This is a genomic window from Gymnodinialimonas sp. (assembly GCF_059726805.1).
In genome coordinates, this window is sequence record NZ_AP041059.1 from 1 (window position 1) to 20,344 (window position 20,344).

Annotated in this window: 23 protein-coding genes; 17 read left to right on the plus strand and 6 right to left on the minus strand. The window is 63.6% G+C overall.

The features are described from left to right. Positions 1-100 precede the first annotated feature (100 nt). From dnaA to AC6I9R_RS00055, 11 genes are all read left to right on the plus strand, one after another. Positions 101-1,579 carry a chromosomal replication initiator protein DnaA gene (gene dnaA / locus AC6I9R_RS00005; protein WP_461428698.1) on the plus strand — a complete coding sequence of 493 codons (1,479 nt, stop codon included), beginning with the start codon at positions 101-103 and terminating at the stop codon, positions 1,577-1,579. A 126-nt stretch (positions 1,580-1,705) separates the two neighbouring features. After that, entirely contained in the window at positions 1,706-2,824 is a 1,119-nt protein-coding gene (dnaN, locus tag AC6I9R_RS00010) for a DNA polymerase III subunit beta (protein ID WP_461428699.1), read from the plus strand. Between the two features lie 59 nt (positions 2,825-2,883). After that, a complete protein-coding gene (gene recF / locus AC6I9R_RS00015; protein WP_461428700.1) occupies positions 2,884-3,975 on the plus strand; it encodes a DNA replication/repair protein RecF in 1,092 nt (363 codons plus the stop codon). Beyond that, on the plus strand, positions 3,972-4,487 hold the full coding sequence (locus AC6I9R_RS00020) for a DUF1697 domain-containing protein (protein WP_461428701.1): 516 nt from the start codon (positions 3,972-3,974) through the stop codon (positions 4,485-4,487). The genes recF and AC6I9R_RS00020 overlap by 4 nt, the downstream gene beginning before the upstream one ends. 73 nt (positions 4,488-4,560) lie before the next feature. After that, positions 4,561-6,978, plus strand: a complete 2,418-nt coding sequence (gene gyrB, locus AC6I9R_RS00025) for a DNA topoisomerase (ATP-hydrolyzing) subunit B (protein WP_461428702.1) — start codon at positions 4,561-4,563, stop codon at positions 6,976-6,978. 4 nt (positions 6,979-6,982) lie between these two features. Beyond that, entirely contained in the window at positions 6,983-7,327 is a 345-nt protein-coding gene (locus AC6I9R_RS00030; protein ID WP_461428703.1) for a hypothetical protein, read from the plus strand. A gap of 151 nt (positions 7,328-7,478) precedes the next feature. Next, positions 7,479-8,129: a DUF2461 domain-containing protein gene (locus tag AC6I9R_RS00035; protein WP_461428704.1), complete on the plus strand. Its 651-nt coding sequence runs from the start codon at positions 7,479-7,481 to the stop codon at positions 8,127-8,129. Between the two features lie 427 nt (positions 8,130-8,556). Further along, the gene (locus tag AC6I9R_RS00040) at positions 8,557-8,991 is read left to right on the plus strand and encodes a hypothetical protein (RefSeq protein ID WP_461428705.1); all 435 of its coding nucleotides are present in this window, start codon (positions 8,557-8,559) and stop codon (positions 8,989-8,991) included. Between the two features lie 147 nt (positions 8,992-9,138). Then, positions 9,139-9,549 (plus strand): curli-like amyloid fiber formation chaperone CsgH, encoded by a 411-nt coding sequence (csgH, locus tag AC6I9R_RS00045; protein WP_461428706.1) that lies wholly within the window; start codon positions 9,139-9,141, stop codon positions 9,547-9,549. A gap of 84 nt (positions 9,550-9,633) precedes the next feature. Then, entirely contained in the window at positions 9,634-9,993 is a 360-nt protein-coding gene (locus AC6I9R_RS00050; RefSeq protein WP_461428707.1) for a hypothetical protein, read from the plus strand. 254 nt (positions 9,994-10,247) lie between these two features. Further along, positions 10,248-11,408, plus strand: coding sequence for an MFS transporter (locus tag AC6I9R_RS00055; protein WP_461428708.1), 1,161 nt, complete (start codon positions 10,248-10,250; stop codon positions 11,406-11,408). Here the strand turns inward: AC6I9R_RS00055 and trhO are convergent. Genes trhO through AC6I9R_RS00075 form a run of 4 tightly spaced genes read right to left on the minus strand, consistent with a single transcriptional unit; the run spans position 11,405 to position 13,534 of the window. After that, positions 11,405-12,304: an oxygen-dependent tRNA uridine(34) hydroxylase TrhO gene (gene trhO / locus AC6I9R_RS00060; protein ID WP_461428709.1), complete on the minus strand. Its 900-nt coding sequence runs from the start codon at positions 12,302-12,304 to the stop codon at positions 11,405-11,407. The genes AC6I9R_RS00055 and trhO overlap by 4 nt on opposite strands. 36 nt (positions 12,305-12,340) lie before the next feature. Beyond that, positions 12,341-12,712 (minus strand): hypothetical protein, encoded by a 372-nt coding sequence (locus tag AC6I9R_RS00065; protein WP_461428710.1) that lies wholly within the window; start codon positions 12,710-12,712, stop codon positions 12,341-12,343. Beyond that, positions 12,709-12,957 (minus strand): hypothetical protein, encoded by a 249-nt coding sequence (locus AC6I9R_RS00070; RefSeq protein WP_461428711.1) that lies wholly within the window; start codon positions 12,955-12,957, stop codon positions 12,709-12,711. The genes AC6I9R_RS00065 and AC6I9R_RS00070 overlap by 4 nt, the downstream gene beginning before the upstream one ends. Before the next feature lie 49 nt (positions 12,958-13,006). After that, positions 13,007-13,534, minus strand: coding sequence for a flavodoxin domain-containing protein (locus AC6I9R_RS00075; RefSeq protein WP_461428712.1), 528 nt, complete (start codon positions 13,532-13,534; stop codon positions 13,007-13,009). Between the two features lie 161 nt (positions 13,535-13,695). On the opposite strand from AC6I9R_RS00075, the gene pncA reads away from it, so the two are divergent. The 4 genes from pncA to AC6I9R_RS00095 all read left to right on the plus strand — a co-directional run bounded on the left by pncA (position 13,696) and on the right by AC6I9R_RS00095 (position 16,808). Continuing rightward, positions 13,696-14,289, plus strand: a complete 594-nt coding sequence (pncA, locus tag AC6I9R_RS00080) for a bifunctional nicotinamidase/pyrazinamidase (protein WP_461428713.1) — start codon at positions 13,696-13,698, stop codon at positions 14,287-14,289. Then, a complete protein-coding gene (locus tag AC6I9R_RS00085) occupies positions 14,286-15,077 on the plus strand; it encodes a nucleotidyltransferase domain-containing protein (protein WP_461428714.1) in 792 nt (263 codons plus the stop codon). The genes pncA and AC6I9R_RS00085 overlap by 4 nt, the downstream gene beginning before the upstream one ends. 66 nt (positions 15,078-15,143) lie before the next feature. Next, entirely contained in the window at positions 15,144-16,253 is a 1,110-nt protein-coding gene (locus AC6I9R_RS00090; protein ID WP_461428715.1) for a serine/threonine protein kinase, read from the plus strand. Between the two features lie 87 nt (positions 16,254-16,340). Beyond that, positions 16,341-16,808, plus strand: a complete 468-nt coding sequence (locus tag AC6I9R_RS00095; protein ID WP_461428716.1) for a hypothetical protein — start codon at positions 16,341-16,343, stop codon at positions 16,806-16,808. A gap of 207 nt (positions 16,809-17,015) precedes the next feature. On the opposite strand, the gene AC6I9R_RS00100 is transcribed toward AC6I9R_RS00095, so the two are convergent. Continuing rightward, entirely contained in the window at positions 17,016-18,119 is a 1,104-nt protein-coding gene (locus AC6I9R_RS00100) for a THUMP domain-containing class I SAM-dependent RNA methyltransferase (protein WP_461428717.1), read from the minus strand. Then, positions 18,116-18,961: a LysR family transcriptional regulator gene (locus AC6I9R_RS00105; protein WP_461428718.1), complete on the minus strand. Its 846-nt coding sequence runs from the start codon at positions 18,959-18,961 to the stop codon at positions 18,116-18,118. The genes AC6I9R_RS00100 and AC6I9R_RS00105 overlap by 4 nt, the downstream gene beginning before the upstream one ends. Before the next feature lie 99 nt (positions 18,962-19,060). Here AC6I9R_RS00105 and AC6I9R_RS00110 point away from each other — a divergent pair, with 99 nt between their 5' ends. Both AC6I9R_RS00110 and arsH read left to right on the plus strand, forming a co-directional pair. Then, a complete protein-coding gene (locus tag AC6I9R_RS00110; RefSeq protein WP_461428719.1) occupies positions 19,061-19,540 on the plus strand; it encodes an ester cyclase in 480 nt (159 codons plus the stop codon). A gap of 85 nt (positions 19,541-19,625) precedes the next feature. After that, positions 19,626-20,339, plus strand: coding sequence for an arsenical resistance protein ArsH (arsH, locus tag AC6I9R_RS00115; protein WP_461428720.1), 714 nt, complete (start codon positions 19,626-19,628; stop codon positions 20,337-20,339). Positions 20,340-20,344 lie beyond the last annotated feature (5 nt).

Here is a 20,344-nt window from a genome sequence, read left to right on the forward strand (position 1 = left end):
CGACCACCGACGTTCGGGGCACAATGGGCGCGCATGGCAGATTCTGGTGAGGATTCGGCGGTACAAACACGCCGGGCAAAATAAAGGACGGGACGTAGGCATGACGAACGACACTTGGGACGAAGTGCGGCAAGAGCTTTTGAAGGTTGTTGGCAAAAACAACTTCTCTGCATGGATTGAACCGATCTCTTTTGATCGGGTCGATGAACGCACCGCTCACTTCCACGTGCCGACGAATTTCATCGGGTCCTGGGTCACCAACAACTTCGGCGATCTGATCCTGCGTCAACTCTCCGCTCACGGGGCCGGGGCCGACCGGGTGAAGTTCACCGTCGCCCCCCGCGGCTCGATTGCCGCCGCGCCCGCCAACACGCCTACCCCTGCCCCGCAGCCCGCCGCACCCGTGCCGACCCCAGAACCCGTCGCCGCTGCCGCGCCCGCCGCACCGCCCGCACCTGTCCAAGCCGCACAACCCGCGCCCGCCGCCCGGCCTGCGCCAGCCGCACAACCCGCTGCCGTTGCCGCGCAGCCGCCCGAGCTTCCCGGCGCCAAGCTGAACCCGAATTTCACCTTCGCCAACTTCGTCGTCGGCAAACCGAACGAGCTGGCCCATGCCGCCGCGCGCCGTGTGGCTGAAACGCTGGACGTCACCTTCAACCCGCTGTTTCTTTACGGCGGCGTTGGCCTTGGCAAAACGCACCTGATGCACGCCATCGCCTGGGATCTTCAGGCGCGTTTCCCTGACGCCAAGATCCTCTTCCTCTCTGCCGAGCAGTTCATGCACCGCTTCGTGCGGGCCCTGCGCGAGCAGGACACTTTCAATTTCAAGGAAACCTTCCGCTCGGTCGATATCCTGATGGTCGATGACGTTCAGTTCATCGCCGGAAAAACCTCCACTCAGCAGGAGTTCTTCCACACGTTCAACGCCCTGGTGGAGATGGGCAAACAGATCGTCATCTCCGGCGACCGCGCGCCTGTCGATATGGAAGACCTGGACGATCGGATCGCCTCACGCATGCAATGTGGCCTAGTGGTGGACATCCACCCGACGGACTACGAGTTGCGCCTGGGGGTCTTGCAGCACAAGGCCGAGGTCCTGGGCACCAAGTATCCGCATATCGTTTTCGCCGATGGGGTGTTGGAATACCTGGCCCAGAAGATCTCGTCGAACGTCCGCGTGCTGGAAGGTGCCTTGACGCGCCTTTTCGCCTTCGCCGATCTGGTGCGCCGTGAAGTGACAGTTGATGTCGCGAAAGAATGCCTGTCAGATGTCCTGCGTTCGACCGACAAGAAGGTCACGATGGACGAGATCCTCAAGAAGACCTGCGAATACTACAAGATCCGCCAGACCGACATGATCAGCGCGAACCGGCAACGGATCTTCGCCCGCCCGCGTCAGATGGCGATGTATCTGTGCAAGCGGTTGACCGATCGCTCCCTGCCAGAGATCGGCAAGAAGTTCGGCGGACGCGACCACACCACGATCCTCTACGGTGTTCGCAAGATCGAAGCGCTGATGCAGGCCGACAGCCAGATCGCCGAAGACGCGGAACTGTTGCGCCGGACGCTGGAAGCCTAGGTTTCCACTTTGCACGGGTCGCTTGCCACTTGACGCTGGCAAGCGCGCGGGCAGTATCTTATTCAACTTGTGAATATCTGGGGTCCGAGTAGTCTCGTGGCCCCACACTTTGTCGGAGCGATTGCCATGAAACTCTCCATCGAACGCGCCACGCTGTTGCGCGCTGTCTCTCAGGCTCAGTCTGTGGTGGAGCGACGCAATACGATCCCGATCCTTGCCAACGTGCTGATCGAGGCCGAAGGCGATACGGTCAGCTTCCGGGCGACCGATCTGGATATCGAAGTGGTGGACAAGGCGCCCGCCCAAGTGGAACGCGCAGGCGCGACCACGGTGTCGGCGGTGACCCTGCATGAGATTGTGCGCAAACTACCCGACGGCGCGCTGGTGTCCCTGACGGAAGACACAACAGCGGCCCGCCTGACGATTGAGGCCGGACGCTCGTCGTTCCAACTGGCGACCCTACCGCGCGAAGACTTCCCGGTGATGGCCTCCACCGATTACGCCGCAAATTTCTCGGCCAAAGCGCCCGAGCTGCGGCGCCTGTTCGACAAATCCAAATTCGCGATTTCCACCGAGGAAACGCGCTACTACCTCAACGGCGTCTATTTCCACATTGCCGATGGCGACAACGGCAAGGCGCTGCGCGCTGTGGCCACCGATGGCCACCGCCTGGCGCGGATCGACTCCGCCCTGCCCGATGGCGCGCAAGAGATGCCCGGCGTCATCGTGCCCCGCAAAACGGTGGGGGAGCTGCGCAAGCTGCTCGATGATGATGACGCGCAAATCGCGGTCTCGGTTTCCGAGACAAAGATCCGCTTTGCGACGCCCGAGATCACCCTGACCTCCAAGGTCATCGACGGCACCTTCCCGGACTACACCCGCGTCATCCCCGCCGGGAACACCCGCCGCATGGAGGTGGACGCCGGTGATTTCGCCAAAGCAGTCGACCTGGTGGCAACCGTCAGTTCCGAGCGGTCCCGTGCCGTGAAGATGGCGCTGGATGAAGACCGCCTCGTGCTGTCCGTAAACGCGCCAGATTCAGGGAATGCCGAGGCGGAACTCGTCGTGGCCTACGCCGACGAGAAGCTGGAAATCGGCTTCAACGCCAAATACTTGCTGGAGATCGCCAGCCAGGTGGACCGGGAAAACGCCGTCTTCATGTTCTCCTCTCCCGCGGAGCCCACGCTGATGCGCGAAGGCAATGACGAAAGTGCGATCTACGTCGTCATGCCGATGCGCGTGTGACGGGTTTTGGGACCCTCCGGGGGGAGTTGTATTTGGCAAGATGAAGCCAGGGGAGCGCGATGAGCAAAGTGTTCGTCTCGTCGTTGGCCTTGTCGCATTTCCGGTCTCACAGGCGGGCGCGGATGGGGCTGGACGGGCGCCCTGTGGCGCTTTTCGGGCCCAATGGCGCGGGTAAGACGAACCTGATGGAAGCCGTGTCGCTGCTGTCGCCGGGGCGCGGGCTGCGGCGGGCGCAGGCGGAGGAGATCATCCGGCGGCCGGAGGCGATTGGCTGGAAGGTAAAGGCCGAGGTGACCGGGCCCGGTGTGGGCCACGAGATCACGCTGACGGCAGAACCGGGCCAGCCCCGTACGACCCAGGTGGACGGGAAAGGCGCGCCGCAAGTCGCGCTGGCAAAGCTGCTTCGGGTTGTCTGGCTGGTGCCATCCCAAGACAGGCTCTGGAGCGAGGCGGCTGAGGGGCGGCGGCGTTTCCTTGACCGGATCACACTCAGCTTCTTGCCAGATCACGCCGATGCCGTCCTGAGCTATGAGAAAGCGATGCGAGAGCGCAATCGCCTGCTGCGCGACGACGCCCGCGATCCCGCCTGGTACCGCGCGCTGGAGGCGCAGATGGCTGACGCCGGGACGCGGATTGTGGAGGGGCGCAACGCGGCCCTGGCGCGGATCAGCGCCGCGCAGGACGGCGCTGCCACCGCTTTCCCCGCCGCTGATCTAGGCATCGAGACCGAACATCCCTGTGCCACCGCCGAAGACTTCATGCAGGCCTTTGCGGAAAGCCGTCCGCGCGATCTTGCTGCCGGGCGGACGCTGGTCGGCCCCCATCGCGCCGACATGGCCGCCATCTACCGCGACAAGGGCGTGGCCGCCAAGCAATGCTCCACTGGCGAGCAAAAGGCGCTTTTGATCTCGCTGATCCTGTCCAACGCCCGCGCCCTGAAGGCTGAGACCGGCACCGCGCCCCTGGTACTTCTTGACGAAGTCGCGGCCCATTTGGATGCGAACAGGCGTGCCGCGCTGTTCGATGAGATTTGCGCGTTGGAGGCTCAGGCCTGGATGACCGGCACGGGGCCGGAACTATTCGCAGAGCTCGGCGACCGGGCGCAGCATTTCGAGATCACCGAAGACAGCGGCGAAAGCCTCGTGTCATGACGGAACAGGTGCTTTTGCTGCGCGGGATCAACGTGGGCGGGCACGGCAAGCTGCCGATGGCCGAGCTACGCCGCCTGCTCGATGAACTCGGCGCGGGAGGCGCGCTGACGCATCTGCAATCGGGCAACGCAGTCTGCCCTAAGCCCGTCGATACTCACGCGCTGGCCGAAAGCATCGAAACCGCCCACGGTTTCCGCCCCGCCATCATGGCTATCACCGACTGGCACGCCCGTGTCGCCACGAACCCTTTTGCGACGGACCAACCCAAGGCGTTGCACGGCTTTTTCCACGATGGCCCGCCGCTTAACGCCGCGCCGATGCAAGCCTTACTTTCCCCATCCGAGCGCCTCCATGCCACCCCCGGCGTCACCTGGCTTTACACGCCCGACGGCTTCGGACGCTCGAGAATCGCGACCCGATTGGAACGTTTGGCAGGGTGCCCAGTAACGGCGCGAAACTGGAATACCGTGGCCGCCGTCACGGCGTTGCTGATCACCCTCCAAACCCCCTAAATCTTGTGCCAATCGCGTGACATTGCCCCCGCAAATGCGTATATATTGGGCAGCAGAACGGGACAAAAAAGACATGAGCGACACACCCGCAAACGGCGAAGACTACGGCGCCGATTCTATCAAAGTTCTCAAAGGGTTGGAGGCCGTCCGCAAGCGCCCTGGCATGTACATCGGTGATACCGATGACGGCAGCGGTTTGCACCACATGGTTTACGAGGTCGTGGACAACGGCATTGACGAGGCATTGGCCGGTCACGCGGACGCCGTCACCGTCACGATCCATGCGGACTCCAGCGTTTCCGTGCACGACAACGGGCGCGGAATTCCCGTGGGTATCCATGAGGAAGAGGGTGTGTCTGCCGCTGAGGTCATTATGACCCAGCTCCACGCAGGCGGTAAGTTTGACAGCAACTCCTACAAGGTCTCGGGCGGTCTGCACGGGGTGGGTGTGTCCGTCGTGAACGCGCTCAGCGATTGGCTGGAGCTGCGCATCTGGCGCGACGGCAAGGAGCATATCGCGCGGTTTGAGCGGGGCGATACCGCCAAGCATCTGGAAGTTGTGGGTGACGCGGGCGGCAGGACCGGGACGGAGGTTCGCTTCATGGCGTCGACCGAAACGTTCTCCAACCTCGATTACATCTTCACCACCCTGGAAAACCGCCTGCGCGAGCTGGCTTTTCTGAACTCCGGCGTGCGCATCATCCTGCGCGATGAGCGGCCTGCTGAGGCGTTGGAGAGCGAGCTATACTACGAAGGCGGCGTACGCGAATTCGTCCGCTACCTCGACCGCTCCAAAACCTCCGCCATGGAAGAGCCGATCTTCATCACCGGTGAGAAGGACGAGATTGGCGTCGAAGTCGCCATGTGGTGGAACGACAGCTACCACGAGAACGTGCTGCCGTTCACCAACAACATCCCCCAGCGCGACGGCGGCACGCACCTCGCAGGCTTCCGGGGCGCGTTGACGCGAACGATCAACCTTTATGCGCAATCCAGCGGGATCGCGAAGAAGGAGAAAGTGAATTTCACTGGCGACGACGCGCGCGAAGGCCTGACCTGCGTGCTGTCCGTGAAGGTGCCGGACCCGAAATTCAGCAGCCAGACGAAAGACAAGCTGGTCTCGTCCGAGGTGCGTCCCGCTGTGGAAGGCCTGGTGAACGAGAAGTTGCAGGAGTGGTTTGAGGAGCACCCGAACGAAGCCAAGCAGATCGTCAGCAAGATCATCGAGGCCGCGCTGGCCCGCGAAGCCGCCCGCAAAGCGCGCGAACTGACCAGGCGCAAGACGGCGATGGATATCGCCTCACTACCCGGCAAGCTGGCCGATTGTCAGGAGAAGGATCCGTCGAAGTCCGAACTGTTCCTGGTGGAGGGCGACTCCGCCGGTGGCTCCGCCAAACAGGGGCGAAGCAGACACAACCAGGCCGTCCTGCCCCTGCGCGGCAAGATCCTCAACGTCGAACGCGCGCGGTTTGACCGGATGTTGGGCTCCCAGGAAATCGGCACGCTGATCACTGCGCTTGGCACCGGCATTGGCCGCGATGAATTCAACATCGACAAGTTGCGTTACCACAAGATCATCATCATGACCGACGCCGATGTCGACGGCGCCCACATCCGCACGCTGCTGTTGACGTTCTTCTTCCGCCAGATGCCAGAGCTGATCGAAGGCGGCTACCTCTACATCGCGCAGCCACCGCTCTATAAAGTCAGCCGCGGCAAGTCCGAGGTCTACCTGAAGGACGAAACCGCGCTGGAGGACTACCTCGTCGCTCAAGGCATAGAGGGCGCCTCCCTGAAGCTGTCCTCAGGCGAAGAGATCGCGGGCCAGGACCTCGCCCGCGTCGTCACTGGCGCGCGCAATTTCAAGCGCATCCTCGATGCCTTCCCCACCCACTACCCGCGTCATATCGTGGAACAGGCCGCCCTCGCGGGCGCGTTTGACGCAGGCAAGGCCGACGCCGACCTGCAAGGCGTGGCCGACACTGTCGCCCAACGTCTCGACATGGTCGCCGTGGAATATGAGCGCGGCTGGAGTGGCCGCATCACCCAGGACCACGGCATCCGCCTGTCCCGCGTGTTGCGCGGCGTGGAAGAGATCCGCACCCTCGACGGCGCGGTCCTGCGTTCCGGCGAGGCGCGCAAACTGGCCGAGGTCTCCAAGGACAGCCGCACCGTCTACCAAGACCCCGCGACCTTCTCCCGCAAGGAACGCACGCAATTGATCCACGGCCCGACCGAGCTGCTCAAGGCGATCCTCGATGAAGGCGCCAAGGGCCAGCAGATGCAGCGCTACAAGGGCCTGGGCGAAATGAACCCCGATCAGCTCTGGGAAACCACCCTGGACCACGAGGCGCGGACGCTCCTGCAGGTCAAGATCGACGACCTGGCCGATGCCGACGACATCTTCACCAAACTGATGGGCGACGTGGTGGAACCTCGGCGGGAGTTCATCCAGAACAACGCACTCAGCGTCGAGAACCTGGATTTCTGACCCCTTGCGCCTCGCCCCAACACTCGCCCTCTGCGCCGCGCTGGCGACGCCCGCCGCTGCACAAAGCGGCGCAGACCTGATCCGCCTCCATTTCTCCGGGATGCCCGGCGGGTCCGAAGCCCTGGAAACCGCACAGCGGGTCCTCATGGCTTCTGGTCAGCCGGTCCAGCCCACCGGCATCTGGGATGCCGCCACGGCACAGGCCTTCCAGACCTCGATCAACACGATGCGCGCGATCGGCTTCACCGGCCTCGACACTGATGACCCCTTCACCCTGACCCGCATCGTCATGGACTGGCACCTGGGCGCGCTCCGCTCGGAAATCGGCCTGCAAGACTTCCCGGACTAGCGCTCTCCCCTCTTTCCCCGTTCTTGAAATATCCCGGGGGTGCGGGGGCTGGCCCCCGCTTGTTGGTGTGTGCGGGGGCTGGCCCCCGCTGCGCCACCGGTGACTCTGCGCGCCAAAGCTCTATCATCATCCCGAAACGGGAGCTTCCACCATGTCCGACGGTTTCGACACCCTCATCACCCGCGCCAACGCGTTCTTCGCGCAACTCGCGGCCAACAACACGCGCGACTACTACGAGGCCAACAAGGCCACCTACAACTCCGACATCAAGAAACCCGCTGAACTCCTGGCCGACCTCTTGGCCGAGGATATCGCCAAGCACACCGGCAAGGCGCACAAGCCCAAGGTTTTCCGCATCCACCGCGATGTGCGGTTCTCCAAGGACAAGACGCCTTACAACACCCATTTGCACCTGATGTGGTCACGGCCCGGTCTGGGGCCCGCGTGGTTCTTTGGCGCGTCGCCTGAGTACCTGATCCTCGGGATGGGGATCATGGGGTTGGAAAAAGACAGCCTCACCACCTACCGCCAGATGGTCGACCGCCACGGCGATGACCTTAGCGATGCGATTGCCGCCTCCAACGCGCAGATCAGTGACTGGGGCCCCGATCCTCTCAAGCGGGTGCCCAAGCCCTACAACCAGGACCACCCCCACGGCGCGCTTCTCAAACGCAAAGCCCTGGCGCTTTCGACCGATTTGCCGACCGGGTGGGAGAACGACGGCCTCCTCAAGACCCTCAACAAGATGATTCCCGCGATTCTTCCGGTGTGGAAAATCCTGGATGAGACCTTTCCGGGCTGACCCCATTTTCAAGAATGATTCGAATCAACGCCAAGAGGTAAGGGCAGCCTTACCTTAAGCGAAGCTTCCGACGAATCCCGCGCCTGCGCGTCGGTTCAGGAATTGCGGGGAAACCTTACCTGCCGCTCTGACAGCCGATAACATCGCTCTTACAACGCCATGACAGAGTGCTATCGCGCAATTTTCCGACGTTGCGTCACCTCCGCCGCCCACTCAGTAAAAAACATATTTTTCAGCATGTTACACTGATGACATCCAATAACATCGTGCTGTTATGACCTTTCTTTTCACGGAAATTGTCTGACAGCCGGGGAATGGGCCAAAAGTTGGTCATCGGCTCACAGGGCATTACCCAAATACGAGCTGCACAACACGAACCTGAAACACACACCTAAACCAAAACTTCATATTTATAGGAATTCACACAATGAAACTCGCACTTATCAAAACCGCCGCCGTCTCCATCGCTCTGATCGCAACTGTTGGCGCCGCATCGGCCTGCAACATCGCAACGGCGACTCAGTTCGGCTGGGACAACTCCGCTGGCGTCCAGCAGTTCGGCAACTGCAACAACACCGCCATCGGTCAGAACGGCTGGAACAACGTCGCCGCCGGCATCTCCAACGGCAACTTCAACACTGTTGTGGTCGGTCAGGACGGCGCGTTCAACACCGGCGTTGTCGGCCAGAACGGTTCCTTCAACGCTGGCGCAGTTCAGCAGTCCGGCGCCTTCAACTACGGTGAGGTTGTCCAGAACGGCAACTTCCAGACCGGCGCAGTGATCCAGTCCGGCGTGGGTAACACCGGCATCCTGAACCAGAACGGCACCGGCAACACCGCCCTGATCATCCAGGCCAACTAAGACCCAAGACCCGGGCCAACCCCTTCTGGCCCGGAACCCTCCGGGGGCGGGATTCCCCTTCTCCCCTTCGCCCCGCCCCCGGAGTAAACCACCCCAAGATTTTCCAAGACGCCTTCTTCGACCCTCATTTTCATAAAGGACAGGCCAATGACCAAGCTTATCAAATCCTCCACGGCCCCCAAGACCGCTGCAATTACCGCCGCCGTCGCAACGGCCGTCCTGGGCTGCACCGCGATCTCTGCCGAAACCGCAGATGTCACCCGCGAAGCCCACGCCCAGACCGCCGCGCCGATTGCCTGCGCGCTCGCCATCGGCACCAACAACGGTCTTTTGCAGATCGAGCCGATGATCCAAGCCACCACCGCCGTTTCCGGCATCTACCAGTTGCGTGTTGAGGGCCCCGGCACTCGCATGAACCAGGGCGGTCCCTTCTCGGTCCGCGCCGGTGAAACGCTGGAGCTGGGTCGCATGATGACCAGCGGCTCTGCCTCCAGCCTGGATGCCGAGATGATCCTGACCATCGACGGGCAAACCTACCGCTGCCCCGCCACCCTGTAACACTGCTCCAAGACCAAGACCTTTTTCCAAGACATCTTTTATTCGACCCCTTCTCAAAACCACTTTTTTCCAAGGAACACTGCCATGTTTAAGAAAACCTTTACCGCCGCCGCCCTCGTTCTCGCCACCGCCGCTGTCCCCGCAGCTGCCCAACAGATCAGCTTCGGCATCTCCGCCGGCAACCAGCAGGAGCGTGACATGATGACCGGCGCCCTGGCCCTCTTCCAGATCGCCAACGGCGCAGATGCCGGCCAAGTCCTCGGCCAGGTTGCCCAGGGCGGCTCGGTGGGCGTCATCCACCAGGAAGGCAACGGCCACAACGGCTCGCTCGCCCAGGGTGGCGGAGGCAACGCCGGTGGCGTTTTCCAGTTCGGTGAAAACACCAACGCCCACCTCGCCCAGAACGGCAACCAGGGCGACCTGGTCTTCGTCTTCGGCTGGTAAGCCACCAATGACTTTCGGCTGGTAAGCCTCAATCGCACCAGCCTCCAAGGATCGGCCAGCCCCCTGGCCGAAACCCCGGGCACCTAACCCTCCCTAGCCCCCGTTTCCCCTGATGGGTTGGGTGTCCGGAAATTCTCTCTCCCTCTCTCTCACTCTCCCCCACGCATCCTCACTCAGGCGTGTCCCAACTCCCCCGGCGCAAGTCGGGGGCTTTTTCGTTTGGCAGCGTTCCGCGTCCGTGCGAGGTCCGGTCCATGACCCGTCGCTTCGCCCCTTTCCTGCTGCTGCTGTTCATCGGCACCCTCAGCAATTCTGCCGTGGTACCGTTCATGGGGTTCTTCCTGATCGATGGGCTGGGGCAACCACCCTGGATGCTCAGCGTCTACTCCTTCCTCGCCATTGTGCTGACGGTCACCGCAAACCGCGCCTTCGGGCGCTGGATCGATGCGGGCGTACCGGTGTTCCCGCTGATCGGGGTGGCGGCGGGCGGTTTTACGGTCGCATCGCTGGTCATGTCCGTGTCGCCGACCGTCCCGGTGATGCTTACCATCGGCGTTGTCGGCTACGGTATCAGCGCCTCGGCGATCTCAACGATGTTCAGCCTTGGCGGCCATATGGCCGAGCGGCACGGCGTGGCGCGCACGCGCTTCAACGCGATCATGCGCGCCACCACCTCCACCGCCTGGATGGTCGGCCCCGCCGTCAGCTTTCTGGCCGCCGGACAGTTCGGCAATGAGATCGTGTTCAAAGGCGCCACGGTCGTGGGCGCGGTGTGGCTGGCCTGGTGGTACCTAACCCTGCCCCGGGACGTACAGGCCAAGGCACCCGAGAAACCGCCCGCCGGGGGCAAAGTGCCCACAAACACCGGCCTTTGGCTGGCGGCGGCGTTCATCTTTGCGATGTCCGTCGCCCACGGCCTGACGTTCACCGCCCTGCCCCTGTTCTTCGTGACCGAGGTCGGCCTGCCCGATTTCGCGCCCGGCTTTGCCTTCAGCGTGAAGACGTTTGTGGAGGTCTTTGCGATCTTCTCCACCCCGTTCCTGATGGCGCGTTTCGGGCTCAGCGGCCCGCTGCTGGTCACAAGCTGCATCGCGGTGGGCGCGATCCTGTTTCTGTCGCAGGTCACGAGCTTGCCGCAGATGGTGATCGGCTCGGCGTTGGAAGGGCTTTACTACGGCCTCTTCGCCAGCCTCGGGATCAGCTACGTTCAAAGCTTTGCGCAGGACCGTCCGGCGCAGGCGACGGCGATCTATTGGAACACCTTGATGGTCAGCGGGCTCTTGTCAGGCCCGGCCGTGGGGTTGATCGCCCAGGCCACGAGCTTCCAGACTGTGGTTCAGGTGTCATCCATCGGCGCGGGCCTTGCCGCGCTGGTTCTGCTGGCCGGGATCTGGCACGGGCGGCGGGCGGCCTAGCGGCGGAAGTGAACCTCGCCCCGCGCCTTCGCCAAGGCGATCTGCTTTTGCCGCTCGCGGAACCGCGCGCGGTCGGCATCGGAGTGTACGTCGATGCAGCGCGGGCAAGACACCCCCTCCTCGAAGGCGGAATCCGCCTTCTCCTCGCAGGTAATCGGATGGCGGCAGGCGCGGCACAGCTCGAACGGCAGCTCCTTCAGATCGTGGCCCACGGCGACCCGTTCGTCGAAGACGAAACAGCCGCCCTGCCACAGGCTGTCTTCTTCCGGCACATCCTCAAGGTACTGCAAGATCCCGCCCTTCAGGTGGAACACGTCCTCCACCCCCTGCGCTTTCAGATAGGCGGTGGATTTCTCGCACCGGATGCCGCCGGTGCAGAACATCGCGATGCGCTGGTTGGCGAAACGCTCCTTGTTGGCTTCCCACCACGCGGGAAAATCGCGGAACGTCTCGGTGCCCGGATCGATGGCGCCTTCGAACGTGCCGATCTCCACCTCATAGGCGTTGCGAGTGTCGATCACGGCCACATCGGGCGCGCTGATCAGCGCGTTCCACTCCGCCGCCGCCACGTGGGTTCCGACCGTGGCCGGGTCCAGCCCCGGCGCGCCCATCGACACGATTTCTTTCTTCAACCGCACCTTCAGCTTCCCGAAGGGCGCCTCCTGCGCGTGGCTTTCCTTCCACTCCAGCCCGGCGAACCCGGGCAAATTGCGGATATGGGCCAGGACCCGGTCGATCCCCTCACGCGGCCCCGCAATCGTCCCGTTGATCCCCTCGGGCGCGATCAGGAGGGAGCCTTTGACCCCCGCCCCGCATGCCACCTGCGCCAGCGGCTTCTGCACAGCCGCAGGATCGGGCACGGGAGCGAAATGATAAAGGGCGGCGACGGTATACATGGCAGCCCAGATACGCCCTCGGACGGCTCAGTTCAATCACAGGCCCGCGGGCAGCAGCGCGACCTCTCTGGCCTTGGGGTGGCTTAGCCGCGCGGCGTCATAACCGATGCGCCCCAAGGCCTCGGGCCGCAGATCCGGGTTCTCGGCCACAAAGGCCTCACTTCCCTCTGGCCCCATCCGCTCTGCCACCAACGACAGGTACGCCAGGGTCAGCGTGGCGTTGAATTTCCCGGGCGCTCCGGCGGCTTGCGTCACCGCCCGCAGGGCCGAGGCATACCGATGGGCGGCTTCAAAGAACTCCCACCGGCGCAGGGCCGCATGGGCCGTGCCCAGATGATCCTGGTGGCTGAGCCCATTTGCGGGCATCTGGCCCGAAAGGATCTGGTCGAGCATCGCATCGTAAGTCATTTGAATTCTTCCTCCAGCCCATGGGCATCGTCCGAGGTCAGCGTGAAGCCATAGACATCGCGAAGCGCCGCAATCTTGGCGCGCGTGGTCTCGTTGAACACGGGCTTGTCGTCAAAGGCGTGCAGCGCAATCGCCTCCACCAGTTCGCTCATGGAAATGTCGAGGTATTCCGCCGTGCCTTTCAGCACTTTCACCATGTTCTTTTCCAGGCGCAGGCCCGTTTGCATCCGTTCGATCTTCTTCATGCCACGACGATAGCCTGATTCGTGTCATGACAACAAGACAACATTTCCACTATGAGGCCATCCACTGATCCACCCGATCCGCCAACCCGTCCCAATCCGTGTATTCGTGATCCAGGTTCGGGTCCGCTTCGGGATTCTTCGCGGCCACGATGCGCCGCATGATGAAGCGTTTCAGAATGTCGTACTGGCTGGGTTTGTAGGCGCCCGCGACATGCTCAATCACACCCGGGGTCCACCCCGTTGCGGCACTGAAATCTGCGGCGATCTTGTCCAAGGTCCGCCAATCCTCTGCATCATGTCCTGCCGCGGCCAGCGACAGGGACAGGAACAGCGCCGGGTGCGTGCCCAGCCAGGCGTCGTGCTGCGTCACGAACTCAGCCAGCGATGATTGATAATGGCTCGCATGGATGGACGCGATCAGCACGGCGCGGTCAAACCGGCTCAGGTCCAGGTCATCGCCGTCCGCCAACGCCATCAACTCCACCGAATGGCCGTCATCCACCAACCGGTCACTCGCCCAGCGCGCGACCTTCCGCGATTGGCCTTCCGTCGTCGCATATCCGATAAACACTTTCATGGATCATCCTCCTTGCCCGCATGTCCCGGTATGGGATTGCCAAGGCAAAAGGATACCGCACCGGGCCCGTTCGCGCGTTGATGCGGGTCAATTCCCGCGCCTGTCCGGTTTCCAAATCGCCCGTCACGTCGTACTTTCAGGTGTGCAGGAAAGGACGCCCCATGACCCAAGCCCTCCTCGTCATCGATGTGCAAAACGACTTCTGTCCCGGCGGTGCGCTGGCCGTGGCGGACGGAGACGCCATCGTGCCCGGCATCAACGCGCTGATGGCCGACTTCGCCACCGTCATCCTCACCCAGGATTGGCACCCGGCCGGCCATTCGTCGTTCGCGTCGTCCCATAACGCCGAGCCGATGAGCCTCACGCAGATGCCCTACGGCCCCCAGGTGCTGTGGCCCGATCACTGCATCCAAGGCTCCCCCGGCGCGGCCTTCCACGAAGACCTCACCACCGACCGCGCCGATCTGATCATTCGAAAGGGCTACGACCCCGCCATCGACAGCTACTCCGCGTTTTTCGAGAATGACAAAACCACGCCCACGGGGCTGGACGGCTACCTGAGGACCCGAGGCATCACGGCCCTGACAATGGTCGGCCTCGCCACCGATTTCTGCGTGAATTACTCCGCCGTGGATGCCGCGAAACTGGGGTTCAACGTGACCGTCCGCGAAGACCTCTGCCGCGCCATCGACTTCGACGGCTCGCTGGAAGCGGCACGCGCGGGGATGGCGGCGGCGGGCGTCACCCTCACATGATCCCCGCCATCGCCCAGCGGATCTGCGATACCCTTGTCACGTCGGGCAGCATCCGCGCCGTCTTTCTGGGTGGCAGCCATGGCACCCAGACCGCTGATCCCTACAGCGACGTCGATTTCGTCATTGTCACCGACGACGGCGCAACGGACGCCGTGGCGGTCCTTTGGCGTGCGGCGCTCGCCCCCCTTGGCGACATCGTCCTTTGGCGCGACCGCACCGTCGCCCCCACCCTGATCAACGCGATCCTGGCCCCTGCCACCCGCATCGACGTGTTGATCCTGAAACCGGATCAACTGGGGCGCCACACCCAGGACGCCACCCGTGCGCTGTTTGACCCCGACAACTTCCACCAAACCCTTGCCGCCACCGCGCCGCCCAGCTCGCTGGATCCCAAACGCCTCGCCTACCAGTTTGAAGAGTTCATTCGCATCCTCGGCCTGCTGCCGCTGGTGATGGGGCGCGAGGAATACATCAACGGCGTCACTGGGCTCATGCACCTGCGCACCCTCCTGATTGATCTGCTGATCGCCGAGGCGCACGTGCCCTACCGGGGTGGCGCGTTGACCCTGAACCCCCGCCTCACCCCTGAACAGCGCGACCTCCTGGTGTCACTGCCGCCGCTGATCCCGACGCGCGACGGCGTGCTTGAAGCCCATCGCGGCTATGCCTCAGCCTACCTGCACCGCGCCCGCAAATTCGCCGATGCAAACGATATCCCCTGGCCCAACGCTTTCGAGGATGCGACCCTCTCGCACATCGGCCAAACCCTCGGCCTGCGCATCTTCTAAACCGTCTTGCCCCGGCCTGCGCCCGCTCCTAAACCGTCTCAGCTACTGGTTCGGGAGGGGACGCCAATGACCAAAACTATCGTCAACAGCTGGAACGAATGGGACCCGCTGCGCCACGTCATCGTGGGCCGCGCCGATGATTGCCATATCCCGCCCGAGGAACCTGCGCTCGATGCCAAAGTGCCCGAAGACAGCGACATGCGCGGCCAATGGGGCCGCCGCCCGCAAGAGACGATTGATCGCGCGAATGAGCTGCTCGACACCTTCGCGCGTCAGTTGGAGGCCCGGGGCATCCGCGTCGACCGCCCCACCTCCATCGACCATTCCAAGCCCGCCACAACGCCCGATTTCCACACCGACAGCCAGTTCGGCTGCATGCCGCCGCGCGATGTCCTTCTGACCGTCGGTTCAGAAATTCTTGAGGCGACGATGTCCTATCGTTCCCGCTGGTTCGAATACCTCAACTACCGGCCGCTCATGCAGAAATACTGGGATGAGGACCCCAACTTCCGGCACGAGGCCGCACCCAAGCCCCGCTTGACTGACGCCGACTACCACCCGGATTACCTGTCCGAAAAAATCGGCAACGCCCAGCGCCTGAAATGGGCGGAAGAAAAGTTCTTCGTGACCACTGAAGAGGAGCCCCTCTTCGACGCGGCGGACGTCCTGCGGTTCGGCAAAGACCTCGTCGTCCAGCACGGCTTCACCACCAACCTCAAGGGCATCGAATGGCTCCGCCGCCACTTCCCGGACCACCGCGTGCACGCCGTGAATTTCCCCGGCGACCCCTACCCGATCCACATCGACGCGACCTTCACGCCGCTCCGCCCCGGCCTGATCCTCAACAACCCCCAGCGCCGCCTCCCCGAAGATCAACGCGCTATGTACGAGCGAAACGGCTGGGAAATCGTCGACGCCGCGCAACCGGCCCACAACGCGCCCCCGCCGCTCTGCTATTCCTCCACCTGGCTCAGCATGAACGTCCTGGTCCTCGACCCCAAAACCGTCTGCGTCGAAGCGTCCGAGGTCTACCAAGCTGAACAAATGGACAAGCTCGGCATGAACGTCATCCCCGTCGACCTGCGCGACGCCTACGCCTTCGGCGGCGGCCTCCACTGCTGCACCGCAGACGTCTACCGCGAGGGCAGCTGCGAGGATTACTTCCCCGTCCAGTAAGACCCCAAAGCGCCTGCAGGGTTTCAGGACTGTGCAGGCGCGCAGCCTGTCTGCATAATCCCCCCGCACCCCACGGAGGAGACAGACATGCGCACCGCCCTCAAACTGCTGACGCTTCTGGCGGCCCTCACCGTCCCCAGCCTTGTCCAGGCCGACACGCCCCGCACCCTGACCGGTGCTGCCCATAACGTCACGGTCGGCGTCCGCGCCGCTGCGACGCTCATCGTCGACCAGAAGCCTGACGGCACCTACGCGCTCTCGGGCGGCTTCGACAACATCAACCTGGCGGGCGATGTCACCGGCACCGGACGCGCGCCCACCTTTGAGGACGGCGTCTCCGCCTGCGCCCCCGGGCACGAATGCATCCTCTTCACCGGCCAAATCATGCTCGACAGCCGCGCCGGGTTTGCCGACGGCACCGCGACCACGTTCATCCTGTCGCTCGATATCGAGCAGGCCCTGGGAACGGCCACCGGCACCTATCACATCGGCCTGCTCCCCGGTTTCCCGTTCGAGCAATACGGCATCGTGCAACTGGCGGTGCCCACCAGCTGAACGACCCGCCGCAAAGACCCTCAATTCGGTGCACCAACATCCGTTTGCTTCTGCTCGGAAGGACGCGCGCCATGTGTCGTGGGCAGAGTGCCAAACCAAGCCCCGCATCGCCGACTCATGGAAGCGAGCAAGACGCCTCGGCCCCTGATGCGCAAGCCGCCCCAGCGACCGATCTCAAAGAAAACCGTCGGACCAGCATCGCATCGTTCAAAGCAGCCCCTGCCACAACTGCACCTTCGTCCCGGAATGATCCACCGGCCCACCGGCCTCCAAATCCAGCCCCGTGGCCTTCGCCAACCCGCCGTCACTGGTCACGATCCCCACACGCCAGCCGCCGAACTTCTCCGCCAGCACCGCCCCCAACGCGCCATACAACCCAAACAACAACTTCCGCTCCCCAATCCGCCCGCCATAGGGTGGATTCACAATCACAATGCCCGGCACCACCCCTTCGGGCGGTTGCAAATCACTCACCGCCCCGCGCCCAAACGCCACGACCTCGCTCACCCCTGCGCGCTCGGCATTCGCCACCGCACCGCGAATAGCCCCATCATTCCGGTCAAACCCAAAGAACCTCGGGACCCGTATCTCACGCCCCCCCATTTCCCCGTTCTTCAAATATCCCCGCCGGAGGCTCCCATCCTGTCCACCCGCCATATCCTCAAAAGCAAAGCGCCGCGACCGCCCCGGAACCAGCCCCAGCGCCATCTCCGCCGCCTCCAGCACAAACGTGCCGGATCCGCACATCGGGTCGACCACAGCTTGAGATCCATCAAACCCCATCTCTGCCAGAAACCCCGCCGCCATCGTTTCGCGCATCGGGGCCTTGCCGACGAATTCCTTGTGCCCGCGCCGGTGCAGCGCTTCTCCGGTCGTATCCACCGAGATCGTGCAAAGATCGTCATCGATCCGCACCTTCACCGAGATCGCACCGTCCTTCGCCACAGGAATCCCCGCCGCCGCCAACCCGCCAGAAACCCTCTGCACCGCCGCCTTGTTCACATAGATCTTCGATCTCCGACACACCGCCTCTACCCGCACCGGCACATCCGGGCGCAACACGGAAAGCCAATCCACCTTCTTCGACCGCTTGTCCAACTGCGCCAGATGCATCGCGCGGAACTCGGCCACTCGCAAAAGCACCCGCACCGCACAGCGGAGCACCAGATTGGCCCGCGCCGCTTCTGCCAAATCCCCTTCCGCCGCCACGCCGCCCGCCACGCGCTTCACCCCGGCGAACCCCAGCCGCCGGGCTTCCGCCTCCAACGGGCCTTCAAGGCCCGGCACGGCCACCAGGAACAGACCACTCATCCTACTCTCCCTCTTGGGACGACCGGCAATCCCCGGATCGCGTCCATGGCCAGGAACGCAGTGACTTCGGCGCTTGGCAAGGGGTCGCGCAGGATCACCTCCAGCGCCACCGCCCCGAAGTCGAGCCTCGGGTCCACGCTCACAAACCCGTCGTCCAGCCCCAGGTCAATCAGAAGCGCTGCGCCAAGGCCCGCGCGCACCATTTCTCGGGCGGTGGATTTGTCATTCACCGCAATCGCGCCGTCGAGCTCCAGCGTCACCTCTTCCCCCGTCGTCTTTTTCCGCGCCCGCACGCGCCCATTCTGCCCGCCGCCACCCAGCAGCGGCAGGTGCGCCGGATCCGCCCCGCGCGCCATCACACAGGCGAGCGGCAATCCGTGATCCGCCATCGTCGCGCGCACCGCCAGATCCACCGCGCTATCGCCCAGGTTCACCACGCCGTCATTGCTGTCCACATGCAGCTGCACACGGGGGTGGGCGGCGCGAAATTGCGCCAGGATCGGCGGCAACCAATGGGCCGCCAACTCCACCGGAACACTCATCGCCAGCCGCCCCGTCAGGGGCCGGTCCGGCGCGCCAATCGTCTGGGTCTGCGCCATCAACGCCACGATCCCGGCGGCTTTCTCGCGCACCCGTTCGCCAGCTTCCGTCAGCCGAAAACTCCGCGTCGTGCGCACCGCCAGGCTGACGCCCAGCTCAGCCTCCAGCTCGGCCAGCGCGCCCGAGATGACAGGCACCGACAAGCGCAACCGCCGCGCGGCGCCGCGGATCGATCCCGCCTCGGCAATCGCCGCGAAATACGTCATCCGCCGCAGGGTCTGGGCCGAAGGCAGTCTCTCCATTCTTCTAAAATCCCGAACAGTGTAATCTTCTTTTCTGTTCTACTGCATAAATGCGCGGCCCGCCATCCTCCTCTCACATACTCATCGAAAGGAAAGACCATGCGTTTTGCCACTCCGCTCCTTGCTGCCACGGCCATCGCCGCAAGCACCCTTGCCCTGCCCGCCCAGGCCGATGACCTCGCCGTCGTCCAGGCCTTCTACACCGATCTTCTGACCGCCCCCGGCGACACCACGCCCGAGATGGTGCGCGATGTCGTGGCCGAGGATTGGGTGACCACCCCCACCCCCCTCGGCGGCCCGGGGGCCGAGGGATTCGCCAACACCATGGCCGCCTTCGGGCAGATCATCCCCGATCTGACTTGGGAAGCGGTCGAGATAATCGAGGCCGGTGATCGCTACATCGTCCGGGGCCGCGCCACGGGCACGCCGGTTGCGCCGTTCTTCGGCATCGATCCCCCCACGGGCAACAGCTTTGACATCATGTCCATCGACATCCACCGGGTCGAAGACGGGCGCATCGTTGAAAGCTACCATGTGGAGGAATGGGCCACCGCGATCCGTCAGTTGACAGCGGAATAACCCCGCGTCGCTGCGGCGACAGAACCCAGGCCGGGCGGGCCCAAAACCCCTTGCGGCCCGCCCGGCAACCTTTCACTTTCCGCCCATGACAGATGACACGTTTCCCGCCCTTGATGCCGACCAGTTGCACGACCTCGACGCGGCCGCGCTGTTCCCGGATCGCGCTGGCGATCCGATCCGCATCCTGATCCTCTACGGCTCCCTGCGGGAGGTCTCTTACTCCCGCGCGCTGGCCCAGGAATGCGACCGCCTGTTGCGGCGCCTTGGGGCGGAGACCAAGATCTATGATCCCAAAGGCCTGCCCCAACCCGATGGGGAGCCTGACGCCCACCCCAAAGTGGCCGAGCTGCGCGATGCGGCGGGGTGGTGCGACGGCTTTGTCTGGGTCTCGCCGGAACGGCACGGGGCTATGACCGGGATCATGAAATCTCAGATCGACTGGATCCCGCTGTCGATGGGCGGCGTCCGCCCCACCCAGGGCAAGACGCTGGCCGTGCTACAGGTCAACGGCGGCAGCCAAAGCTTCAACACCGTCAATCAACTCCGCATTCTGGGCCGCTGGATGCGCCTACTGACGATCCCCAACCAATCCTCGGTGCCGATGGCCTGGGATCAGTTCAAAGACGGCCGCATGAAACCCTCGCCTTTGTATCGCCGCGTGGTCGACGTGATGGAGGAGTTGGTGAAGTTCACCCACCTCACCCGCGACAACCGCGACTACCTGCTCGACCGCTATTCCGAGCGGGTGGAAAGCCACGCGAAACTGTCCAAACGGGTGAACACGCCGAAGGGCGATTGACTGCC

Bases quoted from the DNA above. Each gene is read 5' to 3' on its own strand.
- arsH (WP_461428720.1), top strand. From the start codon at position 19,626: ATGACAGATGACACGTTTCCCGCCCTTGATGCCGACCAGTTGCACGAC.
- AC6I9R_RS00065 (WP_461428710.1), bottom strand. From the start codon at position 12,712: ATGACTTACGATGCGATGCTCGACCAGATCCTTTCGGGCCAGATGCCC.
- AC6I9R_RS00090 (WP_461428715.1), top strand. From the start codon at position 15,144: ATGACCAAAACTATCGTCAACAGCTGGAACGAATGGGACCCGCTGCGC.
- dnaN (WP_461428699.1), top strand. From the start codon at position 1,706: ATGAAACTCTCCATCGAACGCGCCACGCTGTTGCGCGCTGTCTCTCAG.
- AC6I9R_RS00070 (WP_461428711.1), bottom strand. From the start codon at position 12,957: ATGAAGAAGATCGAACGGATGCAAACGGGCCTGCGCCTGGAAAAGAAC.
- gyrB (WP_461428702.1), top strand. From the start codon at position 4,561: ATGAGCGACACACCCGCAAACGGCGAAGACTACGGCGCCGATTCTATC.
- pncA (WP_461428713.1), top strand. From the start codon at position 13,696: ATGACCCAAGCCCTCCTCGTCATCGATGTGCAAAACGACTTCTGTCCC.
- recF (WP_461428700.1), top strand. From the start codon at position 2,884: ATGAGCAAAGTGTTCGTCTCGTCGTTGGCCTTGTCGCATTTCCGGTCT.
- AC6I9R_RS00020 (WP_461428701.1), top strand. From the start codon at position 3,972: ATGACGGAACAGGTGCTTTTGCTGCGCGGGATCAACGTGGGCGGGCAC.
- csgH (WP_461428706.1), top strand. From the start codon at position 9,139: ATGACCAAGCTTATCAAATCCTCCACGGCCCCCAAGACCGCTGCAATT.
- AC6I9R_RS00110 (WP_461428719.1), top strand. From the start codon at position 19,061: ATGCGTTTTGCCACTCCGCTCCTTGCTGCCACGGCCATCGCCGCAAGC.
- trhO (WP_461428709.1), bottom strand. From the start codon at position 12,304: ATGTATACCGTCGCCGCCCTTTATCATTTCGCTCCCGTGCCCGATCCT.
- AC6I9R_RS00100 (WP_461428717.1), bottom strand. From the start codon at position 18,119: ATGAGTGGTCTGTTCCTGGTGGCCGTGCCGGGCCTTGAAGGCCCGTTG.
- AC6I9R_RS00105 (WP_461428718.1), bottom strand. From the start codon at position 18,961: ATGGAGAGACTGCCTTCGGCCCAGACCCTGCGGCGGATGACGTATTTC.
- AC6I9R_RS00095 (WP_461428716.1), top strand. From the start codon at position 16,341: ATGCGCACCGCCCTCAAACTGCTGACGCTTCTGGCGGCCCTCACCGTC.
- AC6I9R_RS00055 (WP_461428708.1), top strand. From the start codon at position 10,248: ATGACCCGTCGCTTCGCCCCTTTCCTGCTGCTGCTGTTCATCGGCACC.
- AC6I9R_RS00085 (WP_461428714.1), top strand. From the start codon at position 14,286: ATGATCCCCGCCATCGCCCAGCGGATCTGCGATACCCTTGTCACGTCG.
- AC6I9R_RS00075 (WP_461428712.1), bottom strand. From the start codon at position 13,534: ATGAAAGTGTTTATCGGATATGCGACGACGGAAGGCCAATCGCGGAAG.
- AC6I9R_RS00040 (WP_461428705.1), top strand. From the start codon at position 8,557: ATGAAACTCGCACTTATCAAAACCGCCGCCGTCTCCATCGCTCTGATC.
- AC6I9R_RS00035 (WP_461428704.1), top strand. From the start codon at position 7,479: ATGTCCGACGGTTTCGACACCCTCATCACCCGCGCCAACGCGTTCTTC.
- dnaA (WP_461428698.1), top strand. From the start codon at position 101: ATGACGAACGACACTTGGGACGAAGTGCGGCAAGAGCTTTTGAAGGTT.
- AC6I9R_RS00050 (WP_461428707.1), top strand. From the start codon at position 9,634: ATGTTTAAGAAAACCTTTACCGCCGCCGCCCTCGTTCTCGCCACCGCC.